This is a genomic window from Olivibacter domesticus (assembly GCF_900109575.1).
In the GTDB taxonomy this organism is placed as follows: domain Bacteria; phylum Bacteroidota; class Bacteroidia; order Sphingobacteriales; family Sphingobacteriaceae; genus Olivibacter; species Olivibacter domesticus.
This window is the reverse complement of record NZ_FOAF01000004.1, coordinates 1-16,730: the sequence shown is the minus strand read 5'-3', so window position 1 is coordinate 16,730 and position 16,730 is coordinate 1. Positions and strand designations below refer to the sequence as shown.

At 40.3% G+C, this 16,730-nt stretch carries 13 protein-coding genes; 9 read left to right on the top strand and 4 right to left on the bottom strand.

The window, feature by feature from the left end; translation table 11 throughout:
- Positions 1 to 38 precede the first annotated feature (38 nt).
- The 5 genes from BMY50_RS16565 (at position 39) to BMY50_RS16545 (ending at position 8,427) form a co-directional block, all read left to right on the top strand.
- Positions 39 to 3,083, top strand: coding sequence for a SusC/RagA family TonB-linked outer membrane protein (locus BMY50_RS16565; RefSeq protein ID WP_238383795.1), 3,045 nt, complete (start codon positions 39 to 41; stop codon positions 3,081 to 3,083).
- A 19-nt stretch (positions 3,084 to 3,102) separates the two neighbouring features.
- On the top strand, positions 3,103 to 4,638 hold the full coding sequence (locus BMY50_RS16560) for a RagB/SusD family nutrient uptake outer membrane protein (RefSeq protein ID WP_202907866.1): 1,536 nt from the start codon (positions 3,103 to 3,105) through the stop codon (positions 4,636 to 4,638).
- A gap of 13 nt (positions 4,639 to 4,651) precedes the next feature.
- Positions 4,652 to 5,800, top strand: coding sequence for a sialidase family protein (locus tag BMY50_RS16555; RefSeq protein WP_093326533.1), 1,149 nt, complete (start codon positions 4,652 to 4,654; stop codon positions 5,798 to 5,800).
- Positions 5,797 to 6,936: a sialidase family protein gene (locus tag BMY50_RS16550; protein ID WP_093326532.1), complete on the top strand. Its 1,140-nt coding sequence runs from the start codon at positions 5,797 to 5,799 to the stop codon at positions 6,934 to 6,936. Before BMY50_RS16555 ends, BMY50_RS16550 begins: the two co-directional genes overlap by 4 nt.
- A gap of 81 nt (positions 6,937 to 7,017) precedes the next feature.
- The gene (locus tag BMY50_RS16545; RefSeq protein ID WP_093326531.1) at positions 7,018 to 8,427 is read left to right on the top strand and encodes a Gfo/Idh/MocA family protein; all 1,410 of its coding nucleotides are present in this window, start codon (positions 7,018 to 7,020) and stop codon (positions 8,425 to 8,427) included.
- On the opposite strand, the gene BMY50_RS16540 is transcribed toward BMY50_RS16545, so the two are convergent.
- On the bottom strand, positions 8,405 to 9,055 hold the full coding sequence (locus BMY50_RS16540) for a beta/alpha barrel domain-containing protein (protein ID WP_093326530.1): 651 nt from the start codon (positions 9,053 to 9,055) through the stop codon (positions 8,405 to 8,407). The genes BMY50_RS16545 and BMY50_RS16540 overlap by 23 nt on opposite strands.
- A gap of 69 nt (positions 9,056 to 9,124) precedes the next feature.
- Complete coding sequence (locus BMY50_RS16535) at positions 9,125 to 10,126, bottom strand: sugar kinase (RefSeq protein WP_093326529.1); 1,002 nt, start codon at positions 10,124 to 10,126, stop codon at positions 9,125 to 9,127.
- Positions 10,127 to 10,353: 227 nt separating this feature from the next.
- Here BMY50_RS16535 and BMY50_RS16530 point away from each other — a divergent pair, with 227 nt between their 5' ends.
- Genes BMY50_RS16530 through uxaC form a run of 3 tightly spaced genes read left to right on the top strand, consistent with a single transcriptional unit; the run spans position 10,354 to position 13,786 of the window.
- Positions 10,354 to 11,175 carry an SDR family oxidoreductase gene (locus tag BMY50_RS16530; protein ID WP_093326528.1) on the top strand — a complete coding sequence of 274 codons (822 nt, stop codon included), beginning with the start codon at positions 10,354 to 10,356 and terminating at the stop codon, positions 11,173 to 11,175.
- Positions 11,176 to 11,193: 18 nt separating this feature from the next.
- Complete coding sequence (gene uxuA, locus BMY50_RS16525) at positions 11,194 to 12,360, top strand: mannonate dehydratase (RefSeq protein WP_093326527.1); 1,167 nt, start codon at positions 11,194 to 11,196, stop codon at positions 12,358 to 12,360.
- A gap of 16 nt (positions 12,361 to 12,376) precedes the next feature.
- The gene (gene uxaC, locus BMY50_RS16520; protein ID WP_093326526.1) at positions 12,377 to 13,786 is read left to right on the top strand and encodes a glucuronate isomerase; all 1,410 of its coding nucleotides are present in this window, start codon (positions 12,377 to 12,379) and stop codon (positions 13,784 to 13,786) included.
- A 20-nt stretch (positions 13,787 to 13,806) separates the two neighbouring features.
- Here the strand turns inward: uxaC and BMY50_RS16515 are convergent, their stop codons facing one another.
- Complete coding sequence (locus BMY50_RS16515) at positions 13,807 to 14,853, bottom strand: LacI family DNA-binding transcriptional regulator (RefSeq protein ID WP_093326525.1); 1,047 nt, start codon at positions 14,851 to 14,853, stop codon at positions 13,807 to 13,809.
- Positions 14,854 to 14,886: 33 nt separating this feature from the next.
- The gene (locus BMY50_RS16510) at positions 14,887 to 16,242 is read right to left on the bottom strand and encodes a methyltransferase RsmF C-terminal domain-like protein (protein WP_093326524.1); all 1,356 of its coding nucleotides are present in this window, start codon (positions 16,240 to 16,242) and stop codon (positions 14,887 to 14,889) included.
- Positions 16,243 to 16,548: 306 nt separating this feature from the next.
- Here BMY50_RS16510 and BMY50_RS27950 point away from each other — a divergent pair.
- A partial coding sequence (locus BMY50_RS27950; protein WP_139202276.1) for a hypothetical protein occupies positions 16,549 to 16,730 on the top strand: 182 nt, incomplete at its 3' end.

Genomic DNA, 16,730 nt, shown 5'->3' with positions numbered 1-16,730 from the left:
GAGCTCTTCGCTCTTAATATAACTAACCAATAGATTCTATGAGAGGTATTCAATTGTTTGCGGCAAATCGAGTTTTGCAAGGGATTATAACGACAATTTTCTTTTTTTTCTTCCTTATAACGTCCTTACACGCTCAGACCACCATTAGTGGTTTAGTCAAAGATGAAACAGGGGCGCCGATGCCCGCTGTTAGTATTAAGATACAAAATACAAATACGGGAGTTTCTACCGATCAGAATGGACGGTATCAAATTACCGTTCCAAACGCAACGGCAGTACTCGTGTTTTCTTACGTAAGCTATGTTACGCAAGAAATTAATGTTCAGGGTAGAACCACGTTGGATGTGGCCCTTCATCCGGTAGAAAATGCATTGGATGAAGTGGTGGTTGTAGGTTATGGAACCCAGCAGAAAAAAGACCTTACGGGAGCGGTGTCTGTCGTCAAGACATCCGAATTAACGAAGCGGCAGGTAACCACCATGGGCGAGGCCTTACAAGGCTTGGCTTCGGGGGTGAAGGTGCGTGGAGGAGGAAGGCCCGGCTCAGAGGCAAGGGTGGAAATCCGAGGATTGAAAAACTTGAGTGGTACGAATCCGCTTTATGTTATTGATGGTATGATTACGACTGCCAATCGGGATTTTAATCCTAACGATGTCGAATCGGTTCAAATTTTGAAAGATGCCTCAGCTGCGGCTATTTATGGGTCTAGGGCAGCAAATGGTGTCATTATCATTACTACGAAGAAAGGTGCAAAAGGACCAATGAAAGTGCAGTTCTCGGGAACCACCAGTATGCAAACTACACCGCGCTACAAATTGGCGCAAACAGAAGAATTTGCGCGGCTCAATTACATGGCCTATGACAATGCGGGGGCGGCACGGCAAGATTTGGATTTAAGTCAAAACACTGATTGGCAAGACGCGGCTTTCCGCACGGGGAACATGCAAGATTTGAACTTGACTTTCTCGGGCGGTGGAGAGAGCGGTAATTATCTAGTGTCCGGGAATTATTTCAAAAATGACGGGACAGTCATCAGCACAGGGTTTGATCGGATTAGTTTTAGGGTCAATACCCAAGGTACAAAAGGTATTTTTAGTATCGGTGAAAATCTAGCCATTAGCAATGGAAAAGCCGACGAAATATCTGGCAATCCCATTGCGGATGTCGTACGGCTTTTGCCAACAATACCAGTTTATGATGCTGCTAATCCAGGCGGCTATGGTTATGGAAACGAAAGAAGAGCGCGAACTTTTGGTAGTAATCCGGTCGCAATAGCGGATCTAAATGATAGTTATAACGAGAATCTACGAATAAGGGGGAATGTCTGGTCGGAACTTAAGCCGGTTGAGTTTCTTAAGTATCGATTTAATATGGGCTATGAAACCAGTAGCGACCACTATGCCCATCTGAGAAAAGAGGGTAATTGGTCATTAAACCAAGAGTTTCAACCATCAATTGCCGACGAAAATCGAGCACGTTTTCAATCGCTATTAATTGAAAATACCTTGTCATTTAATAAAGAGTTCGGGAAGCATGCTGTCAACGCGGTAGTAGGTCAGACCTATCAGCGGGATCTTTACGCGCGCATATCGGGTATGAAAAGAAACTTGGTTCCGGATGGAAAAGGCGGCTATTATAGCGAGTTGGACCAGGGGAATGAGCCTCAAGCAGGAGGTTACCGACAAGAAGCTATTATTTTATCTTATTTGGGACGTATTGAATATAGTTATGACAATCGTTATCTATTGAATGCAGTTATCCGTCGTGATGGGAGCTCACGTTTAGGTCGGTCCAATCAATGGGGAAACTTTCCCTCTATATCAGGTGCCTGGAGAATCAGCAATGAAAAATTCTTTCAGAAAAATTGGATCAACGACCTTAAGCTAAGAGCTAGTTACGGAAGGCTTGGGAATAGCACTACAAGTGCAGATCAAGTTGGAAACAGTAGCGCGAATTACTGGGATTACCTTGCGGTTATTAACACCTTTTCAACCATTGCTATGGGCAAAGATCAGTTAATCTATCCGGGTGCAACCCAGGTGGCGCTGGTTAATCCGAACCTTCGATGGGAAACATTGACACAAAAGAACTTCGGGATCGATGCAACCTTGTTCGATAATAAAATCACGCTAACGGCTGAATATTTTATTGCCGATACAAAAGATGTATTAACCGCGATGCCTATTGCATTGACAACAGGGCATGATGGTAGACCACCCATAGCGAATGCCGCGAGTCTTAAAAATACTGGCTTTGAGCTTTCTTTAGGCTATAACGAAAGTAGTCGCGAGTTTAAATACTATGTAAATACGAATATTACAACGCTTAAGAACAAAGTGACGAGCTTAGGTTATGGTCGAAACAATATTTTTGTAGGAAACACGGTAACTCAGGTTGGCCAGCCTGCGGGTATGTGGTACGTTTTGCAAACGGATGGGCTTTTCCAGTCACAGGAAGAAGTTGACAATTACAAGAACGCAGAGGGAACGGTTATACAGTCTTCGGCCAAACCTGGTGATATACGGTTTAAAGATAATAATGGCGATGGACAGATTACAAACGATGATAAAGTAGTAGTTGGCTCTCCTTGGGCAGACGTTGAATTGGGCCTTAATTTAGGTGCGTCCTATAAGAATTTTTCACTTACAATGAACTGGTTTGGAGCTTTCGGTGCTACGGTTTACAATGGTTACCATAGCTTGGTTGACCGTTTTGATGATAACTCAAATTATCGGGCAGGTATACAACCATGGACGCCTGAAAATCCGAATACCGATGTGCCAAGAATGTACTATGGCTCTACACTCAACTCACGTGGTGATACCGATCGCTGGTTGGAAAGCGGTAGTTTTATGCGGTTGAAATACCTTAGTTTATCATATACACTTCCGGAGAGTTGGTTAAAACGGGTTGGTTTTCAGAGTGGACAGGTGACCCTATCGGGACAAAATCTATTGACTTTCACTGGCTATAAGGGACTCGACCCGGAGTTCAATAATACCAACATATACGAACGTGGTTTTGATAATTTTAGTTATCCAAGCCTAAAGACTTATTCATTGGGATTGCAGTTTGGTTTTTAATTACATAAGGATAAAACAGATGAGACGTAATTTGCACTATATAATAATAATTTCCTTTTTTACCCTATGCACTGGCTGTAAAAAGGATCTCCTAAATATCGAAAATCCAAACACACCGACGACGGATGTGTTCTGGAAAACGGAAGATGATGCCCAACGTGGCGTTAACGCTATTTATGCCATGTTTTACAAGCCGGCCTTATGGTCTCGATGGATTTATTTTCGTTTGGATTTAACGTCTGACGAAGGGTTTAGTAAAAGTCCTTGGGTAGAATTGGGTGATTGGACGCGTTTTCAGTATGTGAATTATAATTTTGGTGAAGGGAATGTCTTTACTTGGAAAGATACCTATAAAGCTATATTTAGGTGTAATCAGGTGTTAGACAATGTGCCCAATATTGAATTTGCGAATCAGGAAGACAAAGATAAAATTCTAGGGCAGGCTAAGTTTCTCCGAGCGCTCCATTATTATTACGCTGCCTTACTTTGGGAAAATGTGCCGCTGGTGTTAAAATCTTCCCAACCTGATGATTTGCCTTTGCAAAGCACTTTGCCGGAAGTATGGGCCCAGATTGAGAAAGATCTGAAAGAGGCATTGGAAGTGCTTCCTGTTGCATGGGATGATGCAAATTTAGGACGACCTAATAAGGGTTCGGTAAATGCCTATCTGGCGCGGATGTATATGCAGCAGCATAAGTGGGCTGAAGCCAAGATTGCACTAGATTATTTCTTTACGGGTGAAGGAGCAGGCCGATATAGTTTGGTGTCCAATTATCAAGATAATTTCACGCATACAAATGAGAATAATAGTGAATCGGTATTTGAAATTCAGTTTTCAGATGTAAATAAAACGCCGGAAGATGCTGATGGGCCAAGCCAGATAATGAGTAGCCAGCGTGCTCAATTCTTTGCACCGAGAAGCATCGGTTGGTCAGATGGCCAGGCAAGATATTGGATAGTGGGCGAGTTTAAAAAAGAAAATACTGTTGATGGAAACCTGGATCCGAGGCTTCGTTATACCTTGTTTTATCCGGCCTTAGAAGCTGATTTTGGTGATAAGATTTATGGAAGGAGTTGGGATTGGGATGCTGATGAAGCTTGGTTTAGGAAATATGCACGTGATTATTTTCGGAATAATGAGGATTACTACGCGCAAAATAATTTCCGACTTGTTCGTTTCGCTGACATTCTTCTCCTATATGCAGAAGTGTTAAATGAACTTGGCAACACGGCTGACGCTGTACAGTATGTTGATCAAGTAAGAAATCGAGTAGGAATGCCTGCGTTGGCGGTTAATCATGCGGAGGCTTTGTTGGGTCAAGATGCATTTAGAGAAAGGCTCAAAGTAGAAAGAGAACTTGAGTTATGCGGAGAAAGTGTGCGATGGGCAGATCTTAAACGCTGGGGTGATTTGGATGACGCCGGAAAGGTACAAGCCGTGGCGGAAAGAGATCCAGATTTCAAAAATTTCGTGGTTGGCAAACATATCCGCTTACCGTTGCCACAGATAGAGGTATTAAACAATCCAAATTTAAAGCAAAATTCCGGCTATTAAACAGCTTCTTAATATGAGAAAAAACAGATGGCTCGTCCTTGGTATTAGTGGTAGCTCGGTATTGTTTTTCTTGAATGTATTGCTGGCCTTCCGAGACAGTACGGTAGTGGAATGGGGAAAACGTGTGGTAATCAGAGAGGTCGCTGTTTTTAAAGATAAAGGGACGGTAGTGGAGGTTGGCGGAACGGTATTGCGATCGTCAGGAAAATATGGTGCGCAATATGGGCGTTTACTTAAGCTTAAAACGGGTGAGTGGTTGGCGGCCTATACTGTTTCTTTAACTAATGGATATCAGCGCGATGCAAATGGTGGTTTGGAACTTGAAGTCGCTAAAAGTGCTGATGAGGGCAGAACATGGCAATCTGTTGGCCGCATTAAAGATCCCGGAAGGGATCTAGATAATGCTCAAATGATCCAACGAAAAGACGGGGCGATCTTACTGGCATGCCGTTCGGTAAGATGGCAGGAGTCCTATAAGTTGCCGGTGTACTTTAGCGACGATCAAGGCGGAAATTGGAAGTTGCTTAGCGAGATCGATCGTCATGAAGGAGGCGTAGGTGAGTTGGGTAATCCCGACCAAGGTGTATATGAGCCCCATATGGTTTTTTTAGATGATGGACGCATCGCTGTCATGTATGCGAATGAAAAGTATGCAAAGCTAAATCCGGGCTATAGCCAAATTATTTCGCAAAAAATTTCCGACGATAATGGTTCTTCATGGGGTAAAGAAATAAAAGTTGTGTATGATGATAATCATCGGTCTTCAAGACCCGGTATGCCTGTTTGGACAAGAATGAAAAATGGAAAATTTATGGTGGTTTATGAGATCTGCGGACCAGAAAAGTGCAACATCTATTATAAAATAAGTGAAGATGGTATTCAATGGCCGAAGGGTTTTGGCAATCAAATTCCTGAACAGCTAGGTGGGCCATATTTATTCTCGTTAAATGACGGTCGCCTGCTGGTAACCTCCAATAAAAGTAATATGTCAGTTAGTAATGACTTTGGCAAGACCTGGCAACTGATAAACTCCGCTTGGGACAAAACATTGTGGCCATCTATCTATCAGATAAATGAGAAGGAAGTTGGCGTAGTGAATAGTGTGCCCCGTGAAATTGGAGGTAATAACATTCAGGTGCGTTTTGGAAAAATAATGAAATGATGCAGGATAACGGAAAGATAGCCCTTTTCTTCTTTTATTTCTTGTTCATTTCCTTTTGTGAAAGTTTTGCACAAAAGAAGATTGAGTGGGATCAACAGTCGCTACAGAAAATTTCTTCCTCTCATGATGGTATGCGCTATTGTGGTTATGCACGGATGAAGGTGCTAAAGGATGGTTCTTGGCTGTGTGTATATGAAGCCGACGGCAGTATCATTGTTGTTAAGAGTAAAGATGCCGGTGTTACTTGGAGCTCGCCCCTCGTGGCTGCACGAAAGACCAAAGAAATTAATATGGCTGTGCCTGAATTGCTAGAGACAAAAGATGGGTCGATTTTATTAATGTACAACTTAAGGCCAACGGTGACAGGAAAGCAATATTATTTTGCCATAAAAACAAAAAAAAGCTACGACGGTGGTCTCACGTGGAAAAATGAAAAAGTGCTGTATGAAGCAGGAAATGAGTTTAAGAATGGTTGCTGGGAGCCAGTTGCTTTGCAATTACCAAGTGGAGAGATACAACTCTTTTTTGCGAACGAGGGAATATATACCAGGTCTGAAGAGCAGAATATTTCTATGCTAAAATCTTTTGATAATGGGGTTACTTGGACCAAGATGCCCCAGATAATTTCATTCAGAAGCGGCAGTAGAGATGGAATGCCCGTCCCTCTATTGTTACCAGATAAAAAAGTGTTACTCGCTATCGAGGACAACGGGAATAAAAATTTTAAACCTTATATTCTTCAAAGCCTGTCAGGGGAAACATGGGGGAATACTATTGATGCCGGTAGTGATCGGAGAAATTATGCTTTGAAAGAACCAATACCTGATTCTATTTATGCGGGAGCGCCATATTTATGTAGGCTAAAGAATGGAGAAGTGCTCCTTTCTTATCAAGGTACGGAGGGACGTAGAAATAAAATGAAGTATGCTGATATGAAAGTTGTAATAGGAGATGATAAAGGGCAGCATTTTGATAGTAAATCGGTGCCGTTTAAGATTCCTGAAGGGAAGTTTGCGCTGTGGAATAGTTTAATGGTTACACCAGATGATAAGATCGTTGCATTAACAAGTACAAACGCATACAGCGATGGGAAGACTGAAGTTTGGATGATTAAAGGAAGACTACTATCGGAATAGTAATTTATGTGTTATTGATTCAATTTTTTGATAAATATTCTTAGCTTTAGGCTATTTTTAAAGAAAAAAGCACGTTTTAAGATGGCAAACGATCATTCACGTAGGAAGTTTATCAAAAAATTAGGCGGTTCAACACTTTTCGCAATAGCAGCACCTACAATTATCGCAGAGGCTGCAAATGTTAAAGATAAGGGTGTACAAATATTAAAACGCAGAAGTAAGGTGCCCGCCAACGATCGAATTAACATCGCGTCTATAGGTTTAGGTATTATGGGCTTTGGGAATTTGAAAGCGGCCTTAAGTAGAGAGGGAATAGAATTGGTTAGTGGGGCAGACTGCTATGATGGTCATTTACAGCGGTTGAAAGAATTATATGGTACTGATATAAAGACTACACGTAATTACGAAGAAATTTTAGAAGATCCCACCATTGATGGCGTTATCATTTCTACACCCGATCATTGGCACGCAAGGCAAGCAATTGCTGCAATGAAAAAGGGAAAAGCGGTTTATTGCGAAAAACCAATGGTAAAAAAGATTGAAGAAGGGGACGAAATTATAAGCACACAGAAGGCCTCGAAGCTTGCTTTCCAAGTGGGTAGTCAGTGGGCAAGTTCTATCGTGATACAAAAAGCAAAAGAATTATACGAAACAGGCGCTATTGGTCAGTTAAATTTTGTAGAAGTTTATACCGATCGTTTTGATGCCAAGGGAGCATGGCAATATTCAATACCGCCTGATGCTTCCGCACAGACATGTGATTGGAAATCTTTTCAGGGAGGTGTGACGAATCTTCCTTTTGATTCGACGCGGTTTTTTAGATGGAGGAACTATCAGGACTATGGAACGGGTATGGCAGGAGATTTATTTGTTCATCTCTTTACAAGACTTCATACCATTACAAGTTCGTTTGGTCCAGAACGGATTTATGCTACGGGAGGGTTAAATTACTGGAAGGACGGCAGAGATGTTGCCGATTTAATGTTGGGATTATTTGATTATCCAAAGACAGATAAACACCCAGCTTTTAATCTTTCACTGCGTGTTAATTTCGTGGATGGTTCTGGAGGAGGGGATAGCATGCGGCTGGTTGGAAATGAAGGAGAAATGGTATTAAATGGAAACAGTGTGACTATTAGGAACAAAAAGTTGCCATTAGCACCCGGTTATGGTGGATGGGACACTTTTGGTACATTTCCTGAAAATACACAGAACGAATTTGTAAAGGCTTATAATGAAAAATATAAGGAAGTAAAGCCTCAAGTATTACCGGTTGGAGAGCTTGTTTTTCAGGCTCCAACGGGATATGATATGCGTGTGGATCATTTCGATAATTGGTTTAATGCTATCCGAACAAATGGGGTGGCTAATGAAGGACCTGAATTCGCGATGAGAACTACAGGTCCTGCTTTAGCGGCAAATTTAAGTTATCAGGAAAAAAATATTATACATTGGGATCCAGTGAAGATTAGACGGAAACAATCTTCATAACCTCTTCGCATCGTGTTGCAAGCCAATTATAATTGGTCTCGTTAGGAGGTGTCTCAAACAATTTTGAACCCATTCCAACGGCGGTAACTCCCGCATCAAACCATTTATTTATGCTTATTTCATCGGGATTAACTCCACCAGTAGGCATAAATAATGTGTTTGGAAATAAAGGTTTGATTGCCTTGAGGAAATCTGGGCCCAGTGAACTGCCCGGGAAAAGTTTTACTAGTGGGGCACTTATATCTTCGGCGATACTAATCTCGGTAGGGGTCATACAACCGGGAATCCATAAGATATTTTGCTTTAGCGTTATTTCGGCAATACTGGGTTTAATGATAGGACTCACAATGAAGTCTGCTCCTAATGCTAAGTATTCTTTCGCTTGCTCTGCACTTTTTATAGTGCCGATTCCCAGATGCAACGCTGGTAATTGTTGGTCACGATAGGCCTTCAGCGCCTTGAAATTTTCTAAGGCCTTACTGCCCCGACTAACAAATTCAAACACTCTAATACCTCCTCTATAACAAGCATCAACGATATCGATACACGTTTGTAGGTCGTCGTGATAGTAAACAGGTATAACCGGATATTTTTTTATTTGTATAATACTTTCTTCAATTGTCTTCATTATAATAATATTAATAAATGGTGGAATAGCTATCTTGCTACTTATGTCTTGCCTCTTGATACTAATAAATTAATAACTTCCATCGCCTAAATCGCCTTTTACGAATAATTTTTTAAAGCCAGCTGAGGTGGCGATATTAATAATCTCTTGTTGATTTTTATTGTTGGTTAATGCATAAATTAAGCCTGCCATAAACGAATCACCGCTCCCGATTCGATCAACTACTTCATTCGTTTCATATACTTCCGAAGAAAGGTTTGTTGAACGTGTATGATAGGTTCCATAAAAAAGATTATGAGATGGAGAGTCCATGAATCGGAAAGTGTAGGCTACATGTTCACAATTTGGATATTCCTGCAATAATGCAGCTGCAGAGTCATTTGCCGCATTTAGATACACTTCCTTGGGTGTCCCTCGATGAAATGTTGGATCGACAGGAATACCTAACATGGTGTTTGCGGCCCAAATATTTCCCATAACCACGTCACAATAGCCTACTAATTCAGGCATAATATCGATCGGCAATTTGCCGTAATTCCATAATTTATTTCTGTAATTAAGGTCAACAGATATGGTTAATCCTTTACGTTTAGCTACTATTAATGCTTCGCGACAAATTTCGGGCATATGTTCATTTAAGGCAGGTGTAAGGGCTGTCCAATGAAACCACGTATGTCCTTCTAATAAAGTTTCCCAATCTATATCGCCCGGTTTTAAAAGACTAAATGAAGAGTATTTCCTATCATATACTACCTCTCCTTTACTAAGTCCGTTTGCAGAAAGAAGAAAATAAACTCCCAGACGGTCTCCTGTAATGAGACACTGATCGGTTTTAACGCCTCGTTGTTGCAGGCTTTCAAGTGCTTGTTTGGCTAGTTGATTATCTGGGATGCATGATATGTAGGAAACTTGGTTATGCATACCTGCCAAGGCTGACGACACATTTGCTTCGGAACCACCGGCGTAAATAGAGATTCCCTCTGAACTGTTTATAAAATTACCGGTTTGAGTGCTTACCCTAAGCAGAAGCTCGCCAAAAACGGCTATTGATGAGTTTGATTTTTCAGTCATTATTATTGAAAATGGCTAGTTTTTTGTCGAAAGTAGGTATTTTATTACTTTTTTAATAAGAACAGTATTATAAATTACGCAATCGATATCGTAAATTATTTGGGTTAAAATAAGCAAAAAAGTATTTTAATTTACTAAAATTGGTGTTTAGTTAACCATAGGATATTAATCTAGTCAATTTTTGCGCTTTATTGATTAAAGCAATTTGAAAATAAACTTAAAATAAGATGAGTAATAGATCTCCTTTTTCTTTGGAAAGTAAAGTTATTGTCGTCACGGGCGCGACCGGTGTTTTGGGTAAACATTTTTGTATGGCGATAGCTGAAGCAGGTGGGAAAGTAGTGGTAATGGGACGGAATAAAGACAGGGCCGAGGCATGTGTAGCGCAGATAGAATCGATTGGTGGGGAAGCGATGCCTTTGCTAGCAGATGCGATGGATGAAGCGCAACTATTAAAAGCGAGAGATGAGGTCTTGGAGAGATTTGGAACAATAGATGGATTGGTTAATGCTGCTGGTGGGAATATTCCTGGAGCAACGATTTCTCCCGATCAAAATCTGTTCGATACAAAAATAGAAGACACCAAAAAGGCTGTCGACCTGAACCTATTTGGAACAGTGATTCCTACCTTTGTGTTTGGAAGAGTGATAGCTGAAAAGGGGAGGGGTTCTATTGTGAATATATCGTCATTGTCGGCTCACAGACCTATTACAAGGGTAATGGGTTACACAATGGCTAAGACAGCTATTGAGGGCTTTACCAAATGGATGTCTGTTGAACTTGCTCAACGCTATGGTGACGGAGTAAGGGTAAATGCCATTTCACCAGGGGTGTTTTTGACAGAACAGAATAGGACGTTATTAACCAATCCGGATGGATCATTTACTGATAGAGCTAATAAGTTTATTAATGGTACGCCTTATGGCAGACTTGGTAATCCAGAAGAATTGAAGGGGACACTTGTTTACCTATTAAGTGATGCTTCTGCTTTTGTAAATGGTACCAGTATTTTGGTAGATGGGGGATTTAATACCTATTGCGGTGTCTAAGTTATAATTACGACTGAAATGAATAGAAAATTATTACAGAGTTGGCGATGGTACGGGCCAAATGATCCTGTTTCTTTACAGGATGTTAAACAAGCAGGAGCCACGGGCATTGTTTCTGCTTTACATCATATTCCGCATGGTGAGGTTTGGCCGCTTGAGGAAATTAAGCTAAGAAAAAAAATAATTGAAGATGAGGGATTGTTATGGTCTGTTGTGGAAAGTGTGCCAGTGCATGAAGCGATTAAAACAAATAGATCCGATGCGGCACCTTATCTGGAAAATTATAAACAAACCTTACACAATTTGGCGGCTTGCGGTATAAAAACTATTTGCTATAATTTTATGCCGGTACTTGATTGGACTAGAACACAACTTGATTTGGTCATGAAAGATGGTTCAAAAGCCCTTTATTTTGATTGGACAGATTTAGCGGTGTTTGATCTGTATATTTTAAAAAGAAAAGGTAGCGAGCTTGATTATCCGCCAAATATCGTTCAAAAGGCGGCTGATCGGTTCAAGACTATGACGAAGGAATCGTTGGACAGCTTGAGCGAAGTAGTATTGATGGGAATACCTTCAGAAGATCCAATTGGTTTAGCGGATCTCCAAAATAGTATTGAAGTATATGAAAAAATAGGGATAGATGGTTTAAGGAAAAATTTATTACACTTTCTAGACGCTATTGCAGATGTATGTCAAGAGAATGGTATTCATATGACTATTCATCCGGACGATCCGCCTTATCCAATCTTGGGGCTGCCACGTGTAGTAAGTACGAAAGAAGATTTAATCTTTCTTATAGAAAACGAGCAGCGGGATTTTAATGGTATCTGTTTTTGCACAGGATCTTTAGGAGCAGGTGTGGCAAATGATGTTCCTGAAATTCTAAAACATGTCAAACACAGAGTACATTTTGCGCACCTTCGTAATGTGAAAAAAGATGAGGAAGGGAATTTCTATGAGGCTGACCATTTGGGTGGGGATGTAAATATGTATGAGGTAGTGAAACTTTTATGTGAAGAAAATCAGACGCGATCTGAAGCTATTCCTTTTAGACCTGATCATGGGCATCAGATGTTAGATGATCTCCATAAGGTTAGCAATCCTGGTTATTCTGCTATCGGACGTTTAAGGGGGTTGGCAGAATTACGCGGTTTGGAACTAGGTATCACGGGAGAATATTAAACATACTAAAGGATCTATGAGTACAGCGAGCTTTTTAAATGATAATTTTCTATTGCAATCCACCCTTGCAGAGGAGTTATATCATGAATATGCCAAACAATTACCGATAATAGACTATCATTCTCATTTACCACCTGAAACAATTGCGGCAGACCAAAACTTTGAAAATATTACACAATTATGGTTGGCAGGTGATCATTATAAATGGCGCGCACAACGCGTGCTTGGTATTGAAGAATATTTTATAACGGGAAAGGCATCGGATAAAGAAAAATTCCAAAAGTGGGCGGCATGTGTACCATATACGCTAAGGAACCCACTTTATCATTGGACACATATGGAATTAAAGAATCCTTTTGGTTTTGATGGCTTACTTAGTGGTGAAAATGCGGATGAAGTATATGATTTTACAGGGAGCCAGCTGAAATCGGCGGCCTGTAAACCGAGAAGCCTTCTGACGCATTTTAATGTAGAAATGGTGGGTACAACGGATGACCCCTTGTCTGATTTAAACGAGCATAAAAAAATTGCTGCTGATAACTTTCACATAAAAGTACTTCCTTCTTTTAGACCCGATAAAGTTTTCAATATTTCTCATGGTGATGTTTACCGTGCTTATATACGAGCCTTAGCTGAGATTTCTAACGTCGAAATCAGCGATTTAGATAGTTTATTGCAGGCACTACAACAACGGATAGACTACTTTCACGCGAATGGCTGTAGGATATCGGACCACGGACTATCGTATATGCCGATAATGGTTTTTTCGCCGACTGAACTAAATAAGACATTCCAGGAGGTGATGAATGGAATCGACACACAAGCTAGTGATGATCAGGATGCTTTTACGGGATATATATTAAGCGAACTATGTAAAATGTACCATGCAAAAGGATGGGTGCAGCAATTTCATCTTGGTGCGTTGCGGAACAATAATACCAGAAAATTGAGTGAGCTGGGGCCCGACACGGGCTACGACTCCATTGGCGATTTTCAGCAAGGAACACGTTTGTCGGCATTTTTTAATTTCTTGGAAGGCTCCGATAAGCTTGCTAAGACTGTTTTATATAATCTTAATCCTGCAGATAACGAGTGCTTTGCGGCGATGACTGGTAATTTTCAGTCGGAAGGGATAATAGGGAAAATTCAATTTGGATCGGGGTGGTGGTTTTTAGATCAATTGCAAGGAATGACCAACCAGATGAACAGTTTGTCTAACATCGGACTAATTTCTTGCTTTATAGGAATGCTTACGGACTCTAGAAGCTTCCTGTCTTATTCCAGACATGAGTACTTTAGAAGGCTACTTTGTAATTTATTTGCAGAAGATATTAAGCGTGGATTATTACCTAATGATATTAAATGGACGGGAAAAATTATAAAGGATATTTGCTATTATAATGCCAAGAATTATTTTCTGCTATAGGTTTTTATGACTGACTGAGATTAAATAGCCTTGTGCTTGGATTTGCTTGATACACGCTCTATAAGAGTGGTTTTCAGCTTTATGACCTTATTTTGGTCGAAGTGCTTTTTTTCTATGATGTTAAGTAGTTGGGTAGCCGCTTCTTCGCCAATTTCAATGGCAGGCTGATAGATCGTACTCAATGGAGGGTCTAGCGATGCGGCTAAACTTGTATTGGTAAAACCTACGAGCGCAATATCTTCAGGTATACGGTAACCTAATTTTTTTATAATACCAATGCTTTGGGTTGTGATCTGATCGCTTGTGGTTAAAATTCCGTTAGGAGGTTCATTTAAAGCCATTAACTGGTTAATGGCTGTCAAAATGCTTTCTTGTAATAGTGAGGTGTTTTGAAAGTCGCAGGGTTTTATATAGGCCTCGTTGTAGGGGATCTTATAAAATTCAAGCGCATTTTTATACCCTTCTAGCCGTTCAATATTAATGTTTAAGCTGGTGTTGCTATGGAGCAGAGCTATTTTATCGTAACCGTTCTTTATAAGATGTTCCGTTGCCTTAAAAGACGCTTCGCTATTATCAATGCTCACTTTTGGTATATCCAAATCGTCACTGAAGCGATCAAAAAGAACGATAGGTAGGTTGGCATTGATTATTTTTTTTAGATGGTCGACATCAGATGTTTCGTAGGCCGGTGAAATTAATAAACCATCCACCGCTCTGGCATGGAGCAGTTCAATGCATTTTATTTCTTGTTGATGTGACTCCTTGCTTTGCATAATCATGATGCTATAACCGCGATCATTGCAAACGCGATCAATACCATTTAACATTTGAGACACAAACGTGTTGTCTATGGAACAAATAACCACTCCAATTAATTTGCTTTTACCTTCTTTAAGAATTTTTGCAATAGCATTGGGATGGTAGCCTACTTTTTTTGCATAATCCATCACCATTACTTTTGTTTTTTCTCCTATTTCATAGCTATCTCTTAAGGCTTTTGAAACAGTTGAAGTCGATAGATTTAACGCTTCAGCTATATCCCGTAAGGTGGTGTTGCTATTTGCCATTTTTAATAATTTATTATGCAGATAAAATGAATGTTAGAGGTTTAATATACGCCACTCTTTTGGATAATAGTTGTTGATACGATGAGATAATGCCTTAACCCAACCAAGAGCAAAGCCTTGGTAGCACGCCAGTGCCCAGCCATTTGAACGCGATGGAAGAGTAAGTTCTGCTTTTCGCAAATATTGTAAGGCCTCCTCTAATGATAAGTCTAACCGTTGAATGTGATTACTCTTAGCATTGCTCAATGCTAATTCATGGTTCGGAATGAGCTCTTTTTGACCTTTTTTTCCAATGATCGTCCCGGCCTTTTTAAGGTACAGCACATGCTGTATACTTTTAAAATCTAATTCACTTCGTTCTGGTATTATAAGAATATCATCTTTAAAGTTTATTGGTGAAATATTGATGTCTTCTGATAACCAATTGTTGAGGATTGATTTGTCAAAAGCTTTACTATCCGATTTAACTTTTTTTCGACTAAAAGTGTGCTGTGACGCCGTTTTGATAAAACACGATATAAAAAAACCTTCGCCTTTGAGTTTATTAGGATAAAATCGATAGCCATGACACTTATGCCGAGGTGATTTGGTTTCTTCAATTCCCCAGGAAGCATCTATTGGAATATGCAAGGTTTTCATACCATGTTCGTCTATAAGCCAGTCAGCTATCTGTTCGTTTTCTTCAATTGAATAAGAGCAGGTTGAGTATAATAATATACCATTTTCTTTTAAGGTACTTAAGCTATCTGCCAGAATTCGTTGTTGCCGCTGACTGCAAAGATTTACAGCATCTGTGGACCATTCATCAATTGCATGATTATCCTTTCTGAACATGCCAGACCCTGAACATGGGGCATCTACCAGTAGGAGATCAAAAAAGCCTGGAAGACGGTTAAAAGAAGAAGGATCGTTATTGGTGACAATTGTATTATAGTTGCCCCATTTAGTTAAATTATTGGCTAAAACATTAACCCTTGTTTTGATGATCTCATTAGCAACAAGCAAACTGTCGGGATGTAAAATACTATTTAATAAAGTACTTTTACCACCTGGGGCTGCACATAGGTCGAGGGCGAGTAAAGGTTCTTGTGAGAGATGAAGCGTTTGAATGATGTGCGAGATAAACATAGACGAAGCTTCTTGCACATAATAAGCACCTGCATGAAATAAGGGGTCTAAAGTGAAACTAGGCCGCTCATCTAAATAATAACCCGTTTGACACCAAGGTACTTTTGGTAAATTTTCAAACTGGTTCGTCTTTTTTGCGGGATTTATTCTAACAGATGTAATCTGTTCACCCGACTCGTGGACGCCAATGAATTCTTCTGCATCAATATTGAAATCGTGTTTTAAGGCAGAAACGAGTTTAGAAGGCAAGAAATTACTCATAGTAATTACAAACCTAAGGTGAAAATGTGAGATTTGGTTAAAAGAAAATTAAAAATATAAAATAAGGGATAAAAGGCAGAAAGAGGTTATAGGGGCTTTGAATAGGCGAAATTTATATTCGGGCAAAAAATAATCTTATTGGAATACAGCTTTTTACGTTTTGGTTTAAAAAAAATGGTTTGATGAATTTGGAGAAGCGGAAAAGGTGCGTATCTTTGCACTCCGCAAACGAAGGGATGCGGGGAGTTGTTTGAAGGGGATACGGGTGTTAAGTGTTGAGGCGCAGATGTTTGCGAGAGGAAGAAAGTGGGGAGAGCAGCACATCCGATGACCGAAGTAAGGGAGGAAGAAGCTCGAAAAATATTAAAAAAATATTTTGGAAAGGCGGAAAAGATTTCTACCTTTGCAGCCCCGCAGGGGGAAACCGGAGGCGCGATGCCGATGGGGATGAAAGAAAAGAGGGTTTCGTGCAGTGATGTGACGGGATA

Coding starts and splice junctions, on each gene's coding strand:
- BMY50_RS16515 (WP_093326525.1), bottom strand. CDS start 14,853: ATGGCAAATAGCAACACCACCTTACGGGATATAGCTGAAGCGTTAAAT.
- BMY50_RS16565 (WP_238383795.1), top strand. CDS start 39: ATGAGAGGTATTCAATTGTTTGCGGCAAATCGAGTTTTGCAAGGGATT.
- BMY50_RS16550 (WP_093326532.1), top strand. CDS start 5,797: ATGATGCAGGATAACGGAAAGATAGCCCTTTTCTTCTTTTATTTCTTG.
- BMY50_RS16510 (WP_093326524.1), bottom strand. CDS start 16,242: ATGAGTAATTTCTTGCCTTCTAAACTCGTTTCTGCCTTAAAACACGAT.
- BMY50_RS16555 (WP_093326533.1), top strand. CDS start 4,652: ATGAGAAAAAACAGATGGCTCGTCCTTGGTATTAGTGGTAGCTCGGTA.
- BMY50_RS16545 (WP_093326531.1), top strand. CDS start 7,018: ATGGCAAACGATCATTCACGTAGGAAGTTTATCAAAAAATTAGGCGGT.
- uxuA (WP_093326527.1), top strand. CDS start 11,194: ATGAATAGAAAATTATTACAGAGTTGGCGATGGTACGGGCCAAATGAT.
- BMY50_RS16560 (WP_202907866.1), top strand. CDS start 3,103: ATGAGACGTAATTTGCACTATATAATAATAATTTCCTTTTTTACCCTA.
- BMY50_RS16540 (WP_093326530.1), bottom strand. CDS start 9,055: ATGAAGACAATTGAAGAAAGTATTATACAAATAAAAAAATATCCGGTT.
- uxaC (WP_093326526.1), top strand. CDS start 12,377: ATGAGTACAGCGAGCTTTTTAAATGATAATTTTCTATTGCAATCCACC.
- BMY50_RS16530 (WP_093326528.1), top strand. CDS start 10,354: ATGAGTAATAGATCTCCTTTTTCTTTGGAAAGTAAAGTTATTGTCGTC.
- BMY50_RS16535 (WP_093326529.1), bottom strand. CDS start 10,126: ATGACTGAAAAATCAAACTCATCAATAGCCGTTTTTGGCGAGCTTCTG.